Annotated in this window: 18 protein-coding genes; 8 read left to right on the forward strand and 10 right to left on the reverse strand. The window is 72.0% G+C overall.

Annotation, left to right across the window (positions count from 1 at the left end):
• Positions 1-45: 45 nt before the first annotated feature.
• A complete protein-coding gene (locus BMY07_RS04145) occupies positions 46-939 on the reverse strand; it encodes an SDR family oxidoreductase (protein ID WP_092775096.1) in 894 nt (297 codons plus the stop codon).
• Between the two features lie 59 nt (positions 940-998).
• Entirely contained in the window at positions 999-1,421 is a 423-nt protein-coding gene (locus BMY07_RS04150; RefSeq protein ID WP_245782191.1) for an alpha/beta fold hydrolase, read from the reverse strand.
• Between the two features lie 163 nt (positions 1,422-1,584).
• Here BMY07_RS04150 and BMY07_RS04155 point away from each other — a divergent pair, with 163 nt between their 5' ends.
• Positions 1,585-1,959: a DoxX family protein gene (locus BMY07_RS04155; protein WP_092775097.1), complete on the forward strand. Its 375-nt coding sequence runs from the start codon at positions 1,585-1,587 to the stop codon at positions 1,957-1,959.
• A gap of 12 nt (positions 1,960-1,971) precedes the next feature.
• On the opposite strand, the gene BMY07_RS04160 is transcribed toward BMY07_RS04155, so the two are convergent.
• Together BMY07_RS04160 and BMY07_RS36140 are read right to left on the reverse strand one after the other, a co-directional pair.
• Positions 1,972-2,364 (reverse strand): SDR family NAD(P)-dependent oxidoreductase, encoded by a 393-nt coding sequence (locus tag BMY07_RS04160; RefSeq protein WP_281245030.1) that lies wholly within the window; start codon positions 2,362-2,364, stop codon positions 1,972-1,974.
• On the reverse strand, positions 2,325-2,519 hold the full coding sequence (locus BMY07_RS36140) for an SDR family NAD(P)-dependent oxidoreductase (protein ID WP_425426228.1): 195 nt from the start codon (positions 2,517-2,519) through the stop codon (positions 2,325-2,327). Before BMY07_RS36140 ends, BMY07_RS04160 begins: the two co-directional genes overlap by 40 nt.
• Positions 2,520-2,570: 51 nt before the next feature.
• Here BMY07_RS36140 and BMY07_RS04165 point away from each other — a divergent pair, with 51 nt between their 5' ends.
• Complete coding sequence (locus BMY07_RS04165) at positions 2,571-3,245, forward strand: TetR/AcrR family transcriptional regulator (protein ID WP_245782192.1); 675 nt, start codon at positions 2,571-2,573, stop codon at positions 3,243-3,245.
• A 21-nt stretch (positions 3,246-3,266) separates the two neighbouring features.
• A complete protein-coding gene (locus BMY07_RS04170) occupies positions 3,267-3,542 on the forward strand; it encodes a hypothetical protein (RefSeq protein ID WP_143073342.1) in 276 nt (91 codons plus the stop codon).
• A gap of 177 nt (positions 3,543-3,719) precedes the next feature.
• Here the strand turns inward: BMY07_RS04170 and BMY07_RS04175 are convergent, their stop codons facing one another.
• Positions 3,720-4,127, reverse strand: coding sequence for a hypothetical protein (locus BMY07_RS04175; RefSeq protein ID WP_092775100.1), 408 nt, complete (start codon positions 4,125-4,127; stop codon positions 3,720-3,722).
• Between the two features lie 378 nt (positions 4,128-4,505).
• Here BMY07_RS04175 and BMY07_RS04180 point away from each other — a divergent pair, with 378 nt between their 5' ends.
• Together BMY07_RS04180 and BMY07_RS04185 are read left to right on the forward strand one after the other, a co-directional pair.
• Positions 4,506-5,930 carry a DEAD/DEAH box helicase gene (locus BMY07_RS04180; RefSeq protein ID WP_092775101.1) on the forward strand — a complete coding sequence of 475 codons (1,425 nt, stop codon included), beginning with the start codon at positions 4,506-4,508 and terminating at the stop codon, positions 5,928-5,930.
• Between the two features lie 261 nt (positions 5,931-6,191).
• On the forward strand, positions 6,192-7,286 hold the full coding sequence (locus BMY07_RS04185; protein ID WP_245782193.1) for an SGNH/GDSL hydrolase family protein: 1,095 nt from the start codon (positions 6,192-6,194) through the stop codon (positions 7,284-7,286).
• A gap of 3 nt (positions 7,287-7,289) precedes the next feature.
• On the opposite strand, the gene BMY07_RS04190 is transcribed toward BMY07_RS04185, so the two are convergent.
• Positions 7,290-8,132, reverse strand: a complete 843-nt coding sequence (locus BMY07_RS04190) for a hypothetical protein (RefSeq protein ID WP_092775103.1) — start codon at positions 8,130-8,132, stop codon at positions 7,290-7,292.
• Positions 8,133-8,338: 206 nt separating this feature from the next.
• Here BMY07_RS04190 and BMY07_RS04195 point away from each other — a divergent pair, with 206 nt between their 5' ends.
• The gene (locus BMY07_RS04195; protein WP_218150589.1) at positions 8,339-9,352 is read left to right on the forward strand and encodes a helix-turn-helix transcriptional regulator; all 1,014 of its coding nucleotides are present in this window, start codon (positions 8,339-8,341) and stop codon (positions 9,350-9,352) included.
• Positions 9,353-9,367: 15 nt separating this feature from the next.
• Here BMY07_RS04195 and BMY07_RS04200 read toward each other — a convergent pair whose 3' ends face one another.
• The gene (locus BMY07_RS04200; RefSeq protein WP_092775104.1) at positions 9,368-9,937 is read right to left on the reverse strand and encodes a TetR/AcrR family transcriptional regulator; all 570 of its coding nucleotides are present in this window, start codon (positions 9,935-9,937) and stop codon (positions 9,368-9,370) included.
• A 121-nt stretch (positions 9,938-10,058) separates the two neighbouring features.
• On the opposite strand from BMY07_RS04200, the gene BMY07_RS04205 reads away from it, so the two are divergent.
• A complete protein-coding gene (locus BMY07_RS04205; protein ID WP_092775105.1) occupies positions 10,059-10,751 on the forward strand; it encodes a type 1 glutamine amidotransferase domain-containing protein in 693 nt (230 codons plus the stop codon).
• 51 nt (positions 10,752-10,802) lie between these two features.
• Here the strand turns inward: BMY07_RS04205 and BMY07_RS04210 are convergent, their stop codons facing one another.
• The 3 genes from BMY07_RS04210 to BMY07_RS04220 form a co-directional block, all read right to left on the reverse strand.
• Positions 10,803-12,740 (reverse strand): hypothetical protein, encoded by a 1,938-nt coding sequence (locus tag BMY07_RS04210; RefSeq protein ID WP_092775106.1) that lies wholly within the window; start codon positions 12,738-12,740, stop codon positions 10,803-10,805.
• A gap of 116 nt (positions 12,741-12,856) precedes the next feature.
• Entirely contained in the window at positions 12,857-13,489 is a 633-nt protein-coding gene (locus BMY07_RS04215) for a hypothetical protein (protein WP_092775107.1), read from the reverse strand.
• Positions 13,486-13,827 (reverse strand): hypothetical protein, encoded by a 342-nt coding sequence (locus tag BMY07_RS04220; protein WP_092775108.1) that lies wholly within the window; start codon positions 13,825-13,827, stop codon positions 13,486-13,488. The genes BMY07_RS04215 and BMY07_RS04220 overlap by 4 nt, the downstream gene beginning before the upstream one ends.
• A 78-nt stretch (positions 13,828-13,905) precedes the next feature.
• Between BMY07_RS04220 and BMY07_RS04225 the strand changes: the two genes are divergently transcribed.
• Complete coding sequence (locus BMY07_RS04225) at positions 13,906-17,010, forward strand: CHAT domain-containing protein (RefSeq protein ID WP_092775109.1); 3,105 nt, start codon at positions 13,906-13,908, stop codon at positions 17,008-17,010.
• Positions 17,011-17,014: the final 4 nt, after the last annotated feature.

A 17,014-nucleotide genomic window follows, 5' to 3' on the forward strand; every position in this document is an offset into this window, starting at 1 on the left:
ACTGGCCGACTTCCCCCGGCCGCGCCACGTGGGCTGTGTTACGGCTCAGGTGATGGGAGATCCGCCGGTGACGGCGATGACCTCGCCGGTGGTGTAGCTGGATTCCTGGGAGGCGAGGAAGACGTAGGTGGGGGCGAGTTCGGCTGGTTGGGCGGGCCTGCCGAGGGGTGCCTGGGCGCCGAAGGACTCGACCTTGTCGGGCGGCATGGTGGCGGGGATGAGCGGTGTCCAGACGGGGCCGGGCGCGACGGAGTTGACCCGGATGCCGCGGTCGATGAGGTTGAGCGCCAGGCCCTTGGTGAAGTTGACGATCGCGGCCTTGGAGGTGGCGTAGTCGAGCAGGTGCGGCGAGGGCTGGAAGGCCTGGACGGAGGAGGTCGTGATGATCGACGATCCCGGTGCCAGGTGCGGGAGCGCGGCCTTGCAGAGCCAGAACAGGGCGTAGACGTTGGTCTTGAGGACGCGGTCGAACTGCTCGGTGTCGATCTCCGGCAGCCCGCCGTCGCGCGACATCTGGTAGGCGGCGTTGATGACGAGGACGTCGATGCGGCCGAACGCGGCCACCGCCTGCTCGACCACGCGCGCGTTCTCGGCCTCGATACTCAGGTCGCAGACGACGACCTCCGCGCGCCTGCCCGCGTCGGTCACCAGCTCGACGGTGGCCCGCGCGTCGTCTTCCTCGTCGGGCAGGCAGGTGATCAGGACATCCGCGCCTTCCCGGGCGAACGCGATCGCCACCGCGCGGCCGATACCCGAGTCCCCACCGGTGATCACCGCGACGGTGTCGGTCAACCTGCTCGACCCGCGGTAGGTGCGCTCCCCGTGATCGGGCTCGCTGTCCATCTGGTTGGTGGGGCCGGGGTGGTCGATGTCCTCCCCCGCGGCCACCGGACCCGGGTACTGCGTGCGCGGATCACGGCGAGTGGACTGGTCGGCCATCTGACTCTCCCCGAGGTCGTTTCGCGAGGATGCCCCGGCAGCGGGCCGCCAAACCGCCCCTAACGGAGGAAAGCAGTCCGGCGGCGCGGTCGGTCTCCTCGTGGACGCGGTCGATGGTCAGGCCCGCTCGGTAGTCCTCCAGCATGGCCCGGACCACGTCGGGGTGGTCGAGGACCAGGACGCAACGCGACCGCGCTCCCCCGGTCATGACCCGCTACGGCGAACCGGTCGTGGCCCAGGGCGCGCATCAGCGACCTCGCGTCGCCTGCTACTGCCCGCTTGGAGTGTGCCGAGTGGTCCGGTCCCCGCGATCTGCCGTAACCGCGCAGGTCGGGGCACACCACGGTGAACCCCTGCTCGACCAACACCGGCGCGACCCGATGCCACGTCGGCGCACAAACACCCGCGCCGCGCCCACGTCGATCGTCGACTCGGAGAAGTTCTCGAACATCGTGGCCACGTGCGGCGAATACCCATCTCATCGGCCATCCGGACTGCGGCTTGCGAGAAGAGCCGGCGGGAGCTTTCCGCGAGCAGGGCAGGCGCCCCTATCCGCTCGGCACAAAACGTGAATACTTGCACTTTTCAGGCAAAAGCCGCTATTTTCGCCCCACCGTTTAACTCTATCCGTGTCGAGGGTGAATCATGCACATCGCGCTCTGGGTCATTGCCGTGCTCCTGGCGGCCGCGTTCGTGTACCCGGGGACGACAAAACTGCGGTACGACCGGGAGCAGCTCGTCGAGGCGGGTCTCGGCTGGTACCGGGGCTGGCCGCCGGTGGCGATCAAGGTGCTCGGCGTCCTCGAGCTGCTGGCCGTGGTCGGGCTCGTGCTGCCCGCTGTGATCGACATCGCTCCGATCCTCGTGCCGATCGCCGCCACCGGTTTGGCGGTGACGATGGCGGGCGCGATGGTGGTGCACGCCCGGCGTGGCGAATTCCGCTACCTGGCACTGAATCTGGCGCTGCTGGTCCTCGCCGCGGTGGTGGCATGGGGACGGTTCGGCCCGTACGCCTTCTGACCACTATGTGAGTCAACCGGCGTAGGCCTTCGGGTAGTGGCGGCGGAGGTTGGTGGCGGTGATGCGGTCGAGGGCCCGGTCAGGCAGTACGCGAGCCAGGCGGGTGATCAGGGCGGCGTCTCGGCCGATGGTGTAGCGGGTGCGGGGTCTGCGGGTCGTCACGGCATTGGCGATGACCTTGGCCGCGGCGTCGGCGGTCACGCCCGAGATGGCGACCGTGCCGCCGGTCGAGCTGATGTTGACCACGCGCCCCCCGCCGCGCAGCAACGCGGGCAGCAGCGCCTGGGTCACGGCGATGTGGCCGAACAGATCCACCTCGAACACCCGCCGCCACCGCGCCATCGGCAGGGCCTCGACCGGTCCGTTCACCTGGATGCCCGCGTTGTTGACCAGCGCGTGCAGCACCCGCGCGTCACCGCCCGGATGGCGTCGGCGTCGCGGTCTCGTCGTACGCCCGCCAGGACGCGCAACCCCCGGCGGGCCAGTTCACGGGCCGTTGCCGCGCCCATGCCGGTGGATGCCCCGGTCACGACGACCAGCTTTTCAGATGACGTTGTCATCCCACCGGCGCTACCAATTCAGATGACACCGTCAACTGTATGCTGGGCGCCATGGTCACCCGCGCGGAATCCGCCGCCGCCACCCGCCGCGCGCTGCTCGACGCGGCGACCGAACTCCTCGACCACGGCGGCCCCGAGGCGGTCACCGTCCGCGAGGTGGGCGCGCGGGCGGGCGTGACCCGGGGAGCGCCGTACCGGCACTTCGCCGACAAGGACAGCCTGCTCACCGCCATCGCCGCCGAGGCGTGGACCCGCATCGGCGACCGGGTGCACGCCCTGCGCACCGACCCGGCCCTCCCGGCCGCCGACGCGCTGCGCGGCGCCCTCCACACCCTCATCGACGTCGGCAGGCAGCAGCCGCACCTGTACCAGTTGCTGTTCCGGCCACCCGGCTACCGCATCGCGCGACTCGATCAGGTCCACCGCAAGCTCTGCGGACCCGCGGGCGACCCCGCCGCCGCCGATCGCGCTGCCGAACGCTTCCAAGACGAGTTCCTGGCCGTCGTCGCCGCCCTCGTCGGCCCGGGACCCGCACGGCACTACGGCGCACTCCTGCTGACCAGCGCCCACGGCATGGCCGGAATGGAACTCAGCGGCCACCTCGACCCCGAGAAGTGGCACACCACCAGCGACGACCTCGTCGACACCCTCGTCACGATGGTCACCGGCAAAGCGACACAAGGACAGGTTCCCGTCAACACCAAGGCGCACAGGAACATCGCATGACCTTGCTGGACAATGGGGATCATGTCCGAGTACAGCCCGTTGCGGTTGCCCGGTGCCGTTCGGTCGCCCTGGATGTGGTTCGGGGTGGTGTGCGGCGCGGTGTTCGGCTTGCTGGGTGTGGCGATGCTGACCTACGCGGACGGAGATGTCAGCGTGCTGGGCCTTGGGGTGGCGGCGCTCGTCCTCGGGGTGGGGATGGCGGGTGCGGCGGCGCGCGCCGGGGTTTGGCTGGACGGCACGGGAGTTCGGGAGCGGCCGCTGTTCGGGGCGGGCGGGTTGTGCCGTGGGGCGAGGTGAGCGGGCTCGGCAGTGCCGAGAACAAGGCGAGCACGGTGCCGTCCAGACTGCCCGTGCTGCTCGTTCGGTCCGGTGAGGACATCCCGCTCACCACGCTCGCCTACTACGGCCGCGAACCGCGCAGGGTCCACCGACTCCGGGTGACCGTCGAGCAGCGCGCCGGGACCTGGGGGACGGTCAGCAGGTGGGCCACTCGCCGACCGGGAAGGTGCGGCCGACCGAGCCGCCGTAGCCGGAGAGGCGGAGGGTGAGCCTGCTCTTGTTGGTCAGCGAGTAACCGTGCGGTTCCAGCACGACGCGGGTGCCCGCGGCGATCGGCGCCGGGTTGGTGAGGGTGACCAGGTGGGCGTTGACCGGGGTCGAGGTGATCACGCCGGGGTAGGACACGACGTCGTACTCGGCCGGGACCTGGGTGGCGGCCACCCACTGCGAGGTCCACTGGCTGCCCGCGGGGATGTCACCCGCGGTGGCGGTCACGGTGAACGCGTACCACCCGTTGAGGCATGTGCTGCCAAGCACCGCGTTGTCGGCGGCCGCGGTCGGCGCGGTCACGCCGACCAGCCCGGCGCACGCTGCCAAGACCACTGCGGTTCTTCTGCCAGTAACCATTTCTCGTCCTCCCCGACGCGATTTCCCCGAGCCTAGGCAGCAACCCCGACCACCCGAATCAGCCGACCGGGTGACACGCGGATTCCCTTGGCAGACAAGGAAAGTCCGCGCCGACCGATCAGCGGAGCCCGCTGGTTCCGACGGTCGTCCACACGCCCGCCCGGGACGTCTACGGTGGACCTGACGCCGGGTGCGGCGACAATCACCAGACATCGGCCGCTCAGTCCTGTAGGGTTCGGGGTGCGGCCTCGCCCTGCACCGCTGCGGGCTGCCTTCGCATCGTGTCTGCGACGCGCGCTTGGTTCTGGCGGCGCACGTCTGCTAGAGACGTCCCTCAACGTTCCGGAGTACCGTATGGCGGCTCGCCGCCCCAGCAAGACCAGCCCGTCCACGACCGGGGTCACCCCGGCCGAGAGCCCGACCTTCGCGGAGCTGGGAGTGCCCGCCGCGCTGGTCGACGTGCTCGCCGCGCGCGGCATCGACAGTCCCTTCCCGATCCAGGCCGCCACGCTGCCGGACTCGCTGTCCGGCCGTGACGTGCTCGGCCGCGGCCGGACCGGGTCGGGCAAGACCTACGCGTTCGCCCTGCCCCTGCTCGCCCGGCTCGCGGGCAGCACCAAGGCGCGGCGCCCCGGCAGACCGCGGGCGCTGATCCTGGCCCCCACCCGGGAGCTGGCCGACCAGATCGCGGCGTCCGTGGCCCCACTGGCCGAGGCCCTGTCGCTGACCACGCTGACCGTCTACGGCGGTGTGCGGCCGGGGCCCCAGGTGTCGGCGCTGCGCGCGGGCGTCGACGTGCTGATCGCCTGCCCCGGCAGGCTCGCCGACCACATCGCCACCGGGCACGCCCACCTCGACGCCGTCGAGATCACCGTGCTCGACGAGGCCGACCACATGGCCGACCTCGGCTTCCTCCCGGTCGTCACCAGGCTGCTGGACAAGACCCCGCGCGGCGGCCAGCGGCTGCTGTTCTCCGCCACCCTCGACGCCGGGGTCGACGTGCTGGTGCGCCGGTTCCTGTCCAACCCGGCCACGCACAGCACCGACCCGCCGTCCTCCCCGGTCACGGCCATGACCCACCACGTGCTGCACGTGCAGCCCGCGGCCCGGCTCCCGGTCCTGGTCGACCTGACCGCCGCGCCCGGCCGCGCGGTGGTGTTCACCCGGACCAAGCGCGGCGCGACGCGGCTCACCCGCCAGCTCGTGGCGGAGGGCGTCCCCGCGGTGGAACTGCACGGTGACCTGGGGCAGACGGCGCGCACCAGGAACCTGCTCGCGTTCACCGAGGGCCGGGCGAGCACCCTGGTGGCCACCGACATCGCCGCCCGCGGCATCCACGTCGACGACGTCGCACTCGTGATCCACGCCGACCCGCCGGTCGAGCACAAGGCGTACCTGCACCGCTCGGGCCGCACGGCCCGCGCCGGGGCGTCCGGCACCGTCATCACCCTGATGACCGACGCCCAGGTCGCCGACGTCCGCGACCTCACCCGCAAGGCAGGCGTCGCCGCCACGATCACCCGGCTGCGGCCCGGCCACCCGCTGCTCGCCGAACTCGCTCCCGGCGAGCGCACCTTCGTCGCGCCGACCGCGAAACCGGTCACGGAGCGGTCGCCGCGCACCCCCCGCAAGCCCGCGATCGCCAAACGCCGCCAGGTCCCGTCGACTCCCAAGCAGAACCGCTCAGCACCCGCGGCTGCGCCGGAAGTCGCGACCAAGACCACCAGCGCGGCCGCTTTCTCCGCAGGCATCCGCGCCGGTCGACGCCGCGCCCGGTAGCGCCTCGGCTCAGCGAGTCAGCCCGCGTACCGTCACACCCTTCGGCGGAAAGAGCGCTGGAGGGTGGGGCGCGCAGCCGGTAGGTTGATCTTTGGTTTGGACCTCTACTCGGCTTCGGGGGGCGCACCGGTGAAGAGAATCGTCGTGCTGGGGTTGGCTTTCACGGCTGGGATGGCGCTGGTTGCGCCGCCTGCTGGGGCGGAGTCGGGGCTTGGGTGGGCGGCGACTTGGGCGACGTCGGTGCAGGAGCCGCATGTCCTGGTGAGCCCGGTGTTGGCGGTCGAGGGGTTCGACAACGACACCGTTCGGCAGGTCGTGCGGGTCAGCGCGGGTGGGCCCGCGGTCCGGGTGCGGCTGTCCAACGCCCACAGCGGCACCGCGCTGAAGGTGGGCGGGGCGACTGTCGCGGTGGCCGCGGAAGGCGCGGCGCTGCGGCGTGACACGGTGCGGCACCTGACTTTCGGCGGTAAGCGGACCGTGGTCGTCCCGGCGGGTGGGGAGATCGTCACGGATCTCGTTCTGCTGCCGGTCGCCCCGTTGCAGCGGTTGAGCGTGACGCTCTACTTCCCCACCAAGACCGGGAAGGTCACCGGGCACACCTTCGCCGACGCGACGAGCTACCACGCTGTCGGTGATCATCGGGCCGACGTCGCGGCGGGCGCGTTCGGCGAGACGACGCAGTCCTTCTACTACGTCAGCGGCGTCGAGGTGGTCGACCTGTCGCCGCGGCGGAACGTGGTGGTGGCCTTCGGTGACTCGATCACCGAGGGGGCGGGGTCCACACCGGACGCGGACAACCGCTACCCGGACGAGCTGGCGGAGCGCCTCAGGGGTCGGGTTCCCGTGGTGAACGCGGGCATCGGCGGCAACCGGGTGCTCAACGACTCCCCCTGCTTCGGCGACAGGGCCGTCGACCGGTTCGCCAGGGACGCGCTCGGGCAGCCCGACGTGCGGACGGTGATCCTGCTGGAGGGCATCAACGACATCGGGTTCAGCGAGATCGACTTCGAGTGCGCCGTGCCCAACCCGCGCGTCACCGCCGCGGACGTGATCGCGGGCTACCGCCAGCTGATCCGGCAAGCGCACGCCAAGGGTGTGCGGGTCGTCGGCGGGACCCTGATGCCGTACAAGGGTTCGGACTACTACCGCCCCCAGGGTGAGTCGGTGCGCGATGAGGTCAACGCCTGGATCCGCACCTCGGGCGAGTTCGACGGCGTGGCCGACTTCGACCGCGCCGTCGTCTCCCCCACCGACCCGGACGCCCTCGACCCCGCGTACGACAGCGGCGACCACCTGCACCCCAACGACGCGGGCCACCGCGCCATGGCGAACGCCGTCGACCTCGCCTCGCTGTAGCGGCTAACGCCGCTCGATCCTCGGGGTGCCGACGCAGAGGACGAGGTCGGATCCCGCCGATCCCTGGATCCTCAGCGGCGTGCCCGACCGGACGGCGACGGCGAGCTCCACGGGTCGGCCGTAGGACACCCTGGTGTCGGGCAGGACCTTCGGGGAGAGCCCGGTCCGCTGGTCGGTGCCGCCGTCCTGGACGAAGACCGTGGCCCCCGCCGTGGTCCCGCCCGGCACGTCGACCAGCCCGATCGTGGCGACGAGTCGCGTGGCGTCGGGCAGGTGGTAGTCGAGCCGCGCGGCCTCGGACGCGGTCAGGGAGAACAGGATGGAGTTCGGGTAAGGGCGGCCGTTGATCACGCAGGTGTGCGGATAGCCGGCACGCGGGCTCGCCACCGGCGCGATGCCGACCAGCAACTCCCCCTGCGCGGCAACGGGAAGTGCGAGCGCGGGCGGTGGTGCCTGGACGCTCGTGACGGTCGCCGTCTCGACGCTCGCCCTGGGAGGTGGCTCGTTCGCCTGCGGGGGAACGGGAACGACGTGGTTCACCGGCGTGGACGTCGTCGTCGCCGGTGCCGTGGTGGTTGGGGCGCTGGTGGTGGCCACGCCCGCGGCGGGGGCCGATCGATCGGATGCCGTCGCGGCCAACACGACGCACATCGCCATCGCCGCCCCGATCGCCGCAGTCGAGTACCACACCCGACCCCGGGGACGTGACCGTTCCACGGGGTTGTCGCGCTGGGGCGGATAGAGGTGCACCCCGCCGGTGATCTCGCCCGCCTGCGTGAGGTGGCCGACGGCGGTGTCGGTGACCTCGTTGCGCACCAGACCATCGAGGACTCGCGTCGTGGTCATCTGAGCCCGTCCGATGGGCGCGTGTCAGAAGTCGGACGAAGTGGCGCGGACTCTTGCGTGCGTGCCGCGCGCGGGTCGATCATGGCGTGTCCTTCCAGGTGGCGTACGACGGCCGTTCGTGCCGACGCAGGCAGTCTGTCCTGGATGCCCGTGGGATCGACATAGGAAGAAAACCCCATTCGCGGCGGGCGCGGGAGGAGGTACCGGTGCGCGAGGTGACGAACGCGGATTTCCTTCTGGTGCGGGAGATCGCTGCTACTATCGACCACTCCCGGCTCGACACCGTCGTCCCGTCGGTCCTCGCCGCACTCACGAAGGCGGTGGGCGCGGAGATCGCCACCAGCAACATCTTCGAGGCACGGCGGATGCGCAACGAGTTCCGCACCTGGCCGCCCGGCGCGATGGACGCCGCGGACCGCGACGCCTACCAGGCGTACATCGGCCAACAACCGCTGCTGAGGTGGTACGCGCGGACCCGGCAGGTCTCCCCCACGCGCTGGTCGGACATCGTCGCGCTGCGGGAACTGCGCACTCGCGAGCTGTACGAGTACTTCTACCGGCCCATCGGCGTCGACCGACAACTCGCGCTCGCCCTGCCGCTCTCGAGTGGTGAGGTGCACGCCGTCGCGCTCAGCCGCGGTGGTGCGGACTTCTCGGACCGCGACGTGGCACTGATGGCGCACCTGCAACCACACCTGCTCGACGCGCTGAACAAGGCCGCCGAGACAGCGCTGATCTGCCGACTGGTGGGTCACCTGGAGGTCACGGCCTGCCTTGGGAGAAGCGTGTTCCTCGCCTACGTCAACCACACCGAGGTCGTCGTGATGACCTCGGGCGATCCCGGCGCGGTGCCCGCGGGACACCGGTTCGCGCCCGGATCGCCGCTGTCCTCAACGACTTCCCAGCTCGTGGTGGCCGCGCGCCGAGCCGACATCCGCCTCGGCGCGTCCACCGTGCGCGCCCGACGATCCCACTCGGGCACTCTCGTCATGTTCCGCGCCGAACCCCCGGAACGCGAACAGATCCGTCGACTACCCCCGGGCGAACGAGCTGTCCTGGAGGCGGTGGCCCGGGGAGCGACCACCCGCCAGGCGGCGAGGCGACTGGGCATCAGCCCGCACACCGCGAAGAACCAGTTGGCCAGTGCCCACCAGAGGCTGGGGGCGCGGAACCGGGCGGAGGCAGTGGGCGTGCTCTACCGGAGTGGATGGCTTCGCTAGCGCGAGAGGGACCTCTCACGCCGTGAGCGTGGCGATCGCGGTCGTGGCGATCTGGTCGAACGCGGCAACGTCGTCGTAGGCCCTGGCGACGAAGATGGCGCCTTCCAGGGTGGCGAGCAGGGTCGCGGCGTGGTCGGCGGGAGTCCGTTGGGGGTGCAGGACTCCTGAGTGCGCGCCGGTCTCGATGAGGGTGGTCAGCCAGGTTCGGTTGACGCGGAAGAAGTCGGCGACGCCCGCGGCGACGGCCGGGGGCACGGCGGCGATCTCGGCGGCGATCACGCCGCACAGGCAGGCCTCGCCGTCCGACAGGCCTTCGCGGTACAGGGCGGCGTAGCGCTCGAGGGCGTCGACCGGGCCGGTGGCGTGCTGGTCGATGTCGGCCAGTCGGGCCTGGAAGCGCTCGGTGTAGCGGGCCACGAGCCGGACGCCGAGTTCTTCCTTGGTGGCGAAGTGGTGGTGGACGCTGGCCTTGCGGATCCCGACCGCGGCCGCGAGGTCGGCGTAGCTGAACGCGGAGTAGCCCCGGGTGCGGACCAGCCGCGTCGCGTGGTCCAGCAGGGCGCCTCGGGTGTCGACTCGGTCCATACCGGAAAGCCTACCTGTTGATAGGTAGGCGTGAGCACTCTCTCACCCGCTTGACGGCCGCGCGTCCCGACCGAGAGGCTCTCCCTATCTACTAGTAGGTAGAGACCCGAAGGAGCACACCATGTCCCGACCGCGGCGGATCCTCGTCACCATGTCCTCGCACGCCGACCTCGGCGTGAGCGGCAAGAAGACCGGCACCTGGTTCGAAGAGGTCGCCACCCCGTACTACGTGTTCACCGAGGCCGGCTACCAGGTCGTCTTCGCCTCGCCGCTCGGCGGGGAGGCACCCATCGACCACCTCAGCCAGCAGGCCCCGTTCACCACGGCGAACACCGAGCGGTTCGCCCAGGACCCGGCCGGGATGCTGGCCATCCGGGAGACCGCCGCGCTGGCCGCGGTCGACCACCGCGACTTCGACGCGTTGTTCTTCCCCGGCGGCTACGGCCTGCTGTGGGACCTGGCCGTCGACTCCCGGGTGATCCGGATGGTCGAGCAGGCCCTCGCCGCCGACACCCCGGTGGCCATGGTCTGCCACGCCCCCGGCATCCTGCGCGACGTGAGGTCCCCGGACGGCGACCCGTACGTGGCCGGGCGCACCGTCACCGGGTTCTCCAACACCGAGGACGACGAACTCGACCTGGCCCGCCACCTGCTGTTCTCGCTGGAGGACGACCTCACCCTGCGCGGCGCGAACTTCACCAGGTCCGCCGCGAACTGGCAGCCCACCGTCGTGCAGGACGGCCCGCTGATCACCGGCCAGAACCCGGCCAGCGCCCCGGTGATCGCCAAGACCCTCGTCGACCACCTCGCCTAGCGGGAACCGCGACCACCGCCCGGACATCGCCGGGCAGTGGTCGTGGTCCGGTCAGTCGCCGAGGACCTCGATGGGGGCGGCGGTCGTCGGCAGGGACTGGCCGTACTCGTAGTTCGCCGCGATGACCCGCCACTGCTGGTCCCGTTGCAGGTGCGCCGAGTACGGGTCGAAGTCGCGCTGCTCGGAGCCGAGTTCGTAGACCTGGCCGCTGACCAGTTCGACCAGCAGGTAGGAGTCCACACCGGACTGGTTCGCGGTGGGCGCGGGCTGCGTCCAGGTGATCGGGTTGACGCCGGTGAACACGGGCGCGGGCGGTACCTTGGCCGCGACGGAGTAGTCGCCGGGGGTGCCGATCTGGACCGACAGGGTGATCGGCTTGCCGTCGCCCCAGTTCCAGCTGTGCGGGGTCAGGGTGAAGTCGTAGCGGCCCGGGGTGATCCGGGAGGTCACGGGGTTCACGTCGAAGGTGGGCTGGGTCGCGGGGTTGACCGCGGGGAGGGTGCGCTTGCGGCCCTGCAGGTCGATGAACGACACCAGGTAGATGTCGGCAGGGGCGTGCTGGCGGTAGCGGCCGAGCGGGACCAGGGTGACCGGGTCGTCGCCGCGGGAGTCGTAGCCGAAGGTGATCTTCGTGTCGGTCACGTGGGCGGACAGCGAGCGGGCCGCGGTCGGCGGCAGCAGCGGCAGGTGGGTCACCGGCACGACGACCTGTGCCGCCGTCCCGGCCGGGTTGTGGTCGGTCAGCGCCAGGATGAACCGGTCGCCGTAGGCCACGCCGGGAACGGTGATGCCCACCCCGGGCTGCTCGGAGTTCACCCGGACAATGGCGCGCCCGCACAGGATGTCGCTGGACGCGCAGACACGGACCTCGGTGTCGTTCACGTCCGGCAGCGCCTCGGGACCGCGCTCCCAGACGACGGTGAACCCGGTCGAGGTCGATTCGACGGTGACGCCACGGACCGGCGAAGGCGGCGGGCCCGCGGCGACGTAGCGGAAGTACTTGTAGGTGATCGTCGACCCCATGGTGTCCATCCCGGCGGGCACCAGGGCCTGTCCGTTCGCGGTCTCCGGGAGCACGAACGCGCCCCACCGCACGCCCGCGGTGACGGCGAAGGTGGCCGTGGTGGCGGTGGTGCGCACCAGTGTGCGGTCGGCCGGGTTGTCCGGGTTGATCAGCACCGCGGTGTACGCCGTCACCGCGGGGACCGGCTTCCAGTCCATCCGGATCGAGTTCTGCGTCGCGGATGCGGTGAAGTCGGTGATCGCGGCGGGCAGTTGCGGCCGCGGGCCGAGCTGGTCGAAGGTCGTCCACCGGACCGCGGTCCCCACGACACCGCTGATGAAGGTCTTGGCCTCGGCGGAGAACTGCGGCACCCCGCTGATCACGCCGGTCGAGGCGTAGGTCATCAGCCCGAACAGGTGCCCGCTGGTGTCGCCCGGCCGGTGGTAGAACACGGGACCGCCGCTGTCGCCGGGGATCGCCGTCGGCGGGTTGACCAAAGTGGACAGCATCAGCCCACCGGTCGGCGACGTCCAGCCCGCCGTGAGCTTCCCGCCGCCCATGCCGACCGCGAGCACCGAGCCTGCGAGGGTGTTGTCCGCCCGCGGGATCCCGTTGTCCACCAGGTCGACGAACGCGGGCGCGGGCAGCGCCACGGCGAGGTGGGACAGGCTGAGGTCGCAGTTCGCCCCCGGGCACGAGGTCACCGAGTCGATCCTCGCGGTCCCGTAGGCGTTGGTGAACGACCCGCCGACCGACCCCGGCGCGTGCCTGGTGGTCAGCACCCACTGCGGCGCGACCTGCACCCCCGACGCGCTCGCGCGCCCGGCGAGCTTCCAGTCGTCGACCGCGCGCCCGCTCACCGGCTCGCGGATCACCGTCGTCCCCGGGTCCACCCCGTTGCCCACCGCCCCGGCCGGTCCGACCGCCACGAGCAGGCACACCACACACATCGCGCAGGCCAGCGCGATCCGACGCACACCGATCATGTCCCGGACGCTAGAGCGCGCGGGGCCCGGGCGTCACGAACGCGAAGCCGCTTTCATCCGCTGTTCGTCGGAGGTTCTCCGCGCCCGGCCCGACTGTCCACGGCGGAGCGTCCCGGTCAGCAGGAGGTCACGACGGCGATGCCGGTGACGTCGGTGAACTCGATGTCGGAGAAGACATTGGTGCCCGGCAGCGTGATGCGGACGCGCCCGCCGTCCGCGGACTGGAGCGGGCCACAGGTCGTGGTGTTGCCGTGCGTGACCTTGAGCAGCCTGGGGGCGGGCGGCGCCCACCAGGTCGCCACGGTGCCCGCGAACAGCAGGCACAGGGCGACGGCGACAAGAGCGCGGGCCTGGCGCAACTGCTTGCCCGCCTTGACCGCCAGGGCGGCCTGGTAGGCGGCGACCGAGCCGTGGCGGGCGTGGATGTCGGCGAGGGTGAGGGTGGTGGTGCGGGAACCGGCCTCGGCCGCGAGCACCCGCCACAGGCCCGCCGCGCAGCAGGCCAGGCCGCCGCCGATGAGGACGGTGACGGCGAGCAGCCACGACGGGGTGAGGTCCGCGGTGGCGCGCCTGCCCTGCAGCACGATGGCGGCGGTGATGAGGGTGACCAGGGCGGTCAGTCCGGTGCGCCACGCCGCCGCGCTCGCCCGGACGGCGGGCAGCGACTCGGCGACCAGGGCGGCGAAGGCGGCGTGCTCCGCCCGGCTCACGGGCTCCGGCGGCGACGCGGGGCGGCGGAACCCGCTCATCCGAGCACCAACTCGACACGGAAGCTGACGCCGCAACCCGCGACGCCTTCCGGTGCCTGCGGATGGGGGTGGCCGCACTGGCAGGCGATGTCCACGGCCAACGCGGGCGGCTCGTCCGCCACGTCGGTTTCCCGGCTCGGACCGGTGATCACGGCGGTGTGGACCTGCCGGTCGTCGAGGGTGTGGGCGCAGCGCGGGCACTGGCCCCACACGTGGGTGGACACGACGCCGTCCGCGGTGAACACCCTGCCGCGCAGGCGACCGCTCTCCAGCGCCTCGAATGCCCGGACTGTCCACTCGAAGTCCGCTGTGTCCTCGAAGTCGACCTCGCCGTCCAACCGCCCACCCTCCCCGGGACAGATCCGCCGCGTTCGGCTCTAGCCTGGCACAGCCCGGTCCGCCATGATCACCGAGTCATGGGGGTGTTCCGGCGGCGTGCCGAGGCCAAGGACGTCATGACCGCGCTGGTCGAGGCCGGGAGCGCGGCGGACCTGGTCGCCCTGTACGACGCGAACCCCGTCCTGGCCACCCCGGCGGCGTTGCGGCGGCTGACCGAGCTCATCCGCTCCGCCCGTGACCGGGGTTCGCCGGGACTCGCGCTGGCCTACTGGTGGCGCAGGGAGTTCGTGTACCAGGCGCACCACGTCGGCGTATCGGCGGCCGCGCAGGAGCTGGTCAGTCGCATCGGGTGGTACTCGCGGGTCTCCCGGCTCGTCCTGCTGGCGACCGAGTCCCGGGCCGTCGAGCACCTCGTCCTGGTCACCGCGCGAGCGAGCGCCAAGGACGTGCCGTTCCTCGACGACCGGGGACGCGTGCTGCCGGGTGAGGCTCGGTGGCGGACCGCGGGCACCCTCGCCTGGCAGATGAGCCGGGCGACCGACAGCGAGATCGACGACTACGGCGCCCTCGTGATGAGCACCATCGGCCTCGCGCTCGCCCCGGACGACGAACCGCTGGTCAGCACCCTCATCGCCGTCCGCGCCGGTGCGGCCCGCCGGTGCGCGGACCGGGACGGGGCGGCGCTGGACTGGGCCGTCCTCGCCGCTGAACAGCACCTGGCCGACACGATGCCCGGTGTGGCGGGCGGTGAGGTCCTCGACGATCTCCTGGCGTTGCTGGAACGCAGGGCCCGTCCCGGCGACGCTGCCAGGGCCGAGCAGGTCACGCGGTCGACGGTGAGCCGGTTCGTCGACGCGGGCAACCACTTCCTCGGCGAGTTCCGCAGGACCCGCGAGATGATCGACGCCGACCTCGGGCTCAAGTACTACGACGCCGCGCTGCGAGACGGCCACGACCCGCGGGTGCTGCTGAACATCGGGAACGGCCGACGCGAGCGCTACCTGCTGACGCGCGATCCCGACGACATCACCCGGGCCATCGAGGCGGGCTTCGCGGCGGTGGAAGGGCTCTCCCGCGATGACGACGCCTGGCCCGCGGCGTTGAGCAACCTCGGCCTCGCCCACCGGGAGCGCTTCGTCCACGAGGGGCGGCGCGCGGACATCGACACCGCGATCGACTGGGGTCAGGCGGCGGTGGACGCCGCGCCGGACGACGAGGACCGGCCCAAGTACCTGTGCAACCTGGCCGACGCGTACTCCGCACGCCTGAACGCGGACCCCGCCGACACCGGGAGCGCGCGGACGGTCTCGGACGGCCAGGTCAAGGCGCACGGGCGGCGGTACCTGACGTCGAGCCCGAGTCGGCTGAGGGACCTGAACCTGGCGATCGGCCACTACGCGGAGGCCATCGCCCTCGCCGGACCGAGCCACCCGGACCTCGTCGCCTACGTGACCAACCACGGCAGCGCCATCGCGACGCGCGCGGCCCTGCTCGGCGTGGACGACGGCGCCGCACACCTCGACACCAGCCAGCGCGAGGGCCTGCGGCTGGTGGCGCCGGACGACCCCCGCCGCGCGGGCATCGCGTTCAACCTGGGCTCGCGCACCGGTGACGCCGACCTGCTCGCGGAGGCCGCGACCCAGGACAACGCGCCACCGGACGTGCGGCTCAACGCGGCGCTGTGGTGGGCCGACACCACCACCGACCTGACGGCGAGGGTCGCCGCCCACCGGATCGCGGTGGACATGCTGGCCCGGCTCGCCTGGCGGGGGCGGGATCGGGACCACCAGCAGGCGCAGATCATGACCCGGCCGGGGGTGGCGTGCGACGCGGCGGCGCTGGAGGTGGCGGCCGGGTCCGCGAAGCGCGCGATCGAGGTGCTCGAGCAGGGGCGTGCGCTGATGTGGGGTCAGCTGCTGCACCTGCGCTCCAACCTGACCCGGCTGGCCGAGAGCGCCCCGTCGATCGCCGAGGGGCTCGACCGGCTGCGCGGCAGGCTGGACGACCCGACCGGCGAGGTCCCGCGCCCCGGCATGCGGCTGCGGCTGCTGGACGCCTGGGCCGACCTGCTGGCCCAGGCCCGCGCCCTGCCGGAGTTCGAGGGCTTCCTGGCGCCTGCGGTGTTCGACGACCTGGACCTGGGGGTTCCCGGTCCGGTGGTCGTGGTCGACGTCAGCCGGTTCGGCTGCTCCGCGCTGATCGTGACGCCCGGGCCCGCGGTTCGGGCGCTACCGCTGGCCGTCACCGCGGTCGAGGTCACCGCGCGGGCCCGGCGGCTGCGCGTGCTCGTGTCCGACCGGCGGCGGACGGCGCTGGAACGGGAGACCGAGCGCCGGGAGCTGCTGGACATCCTGGAGTGGCTGTGGACGGAGATCGCCGAGCCGGTGCTGGAGGACCTCGGCCACCGCGGGGTCCCCGAGGGTGAGCCGCCCCGGATCTGGTGGTGTCCGACCGGGCCGCTGACCGCGCTCCCCCTGCACGCGGCGGGCAGGCACTCGCGGACCAACACCCAGCCGACGGACCTCGCGCAGACGGTGGCGGGTCGGGTCGTCAGCTCGTACACGCCGACCCTGGCCGCGCTGACCGGACCGGAGCCCGCTTCCGGTGACTGCCTGCTCGTCGGCGTCGGCGCCCCTCCCGGTCGCCCGCCCCTGCCCGCGGTACCGGCGGAGCTGGACCTGCTGGGCACCCGACTCCCGTCCGCCACCATCCTGTCCGAGGCCGCGGCGACCACCGACGCCGTGCGGCGGGCGCTCGTCGACCACAGCTGGGTCCACCTGGCCTGTCACGCCCAGCAGGACGAACGCGACGCGGTGGCGAGCGGGGTCGAGCTGTGGGACCGGCGGTTGACCGTCGCGGAGCTGATGGGGACGCGGACCGCGGGCGCGTTCGCGTACCTGTCGGCGTGCGAGACGGCGACGGGCGCCATCGACCTGGCCGACGAGGCGCTGCATCTGGCCGGGACCTTGCAGGTGGTCGGGTACCGCCAGGTCGTGGCGACTCTGTGGTCGGTGCGTGACGCCGTCGCCGCGGAGGTCAGTGATGTCGTGTACGGTGGGCTCGTGCCGGGTGAGCCGAGGCCCGCGGCCGCCCGGGCGCTGCACGCCGCCGTGGAACGCGTGCGATCGCGCCACCCGGCGGACCCGCTGCTCTGGGCGCCGTTCCTGCACACGGGCATCTAGTGCT

This window comes from Actinokineospora terrae (assembly GCF_900111175.1).
Classification (GTDB): Bacteria; Actinomycetota; Actinomycetes; order Mycobacteriales; family Pseudonocardiaceae; genus Actinokineospora; species Actinokineospora terrae.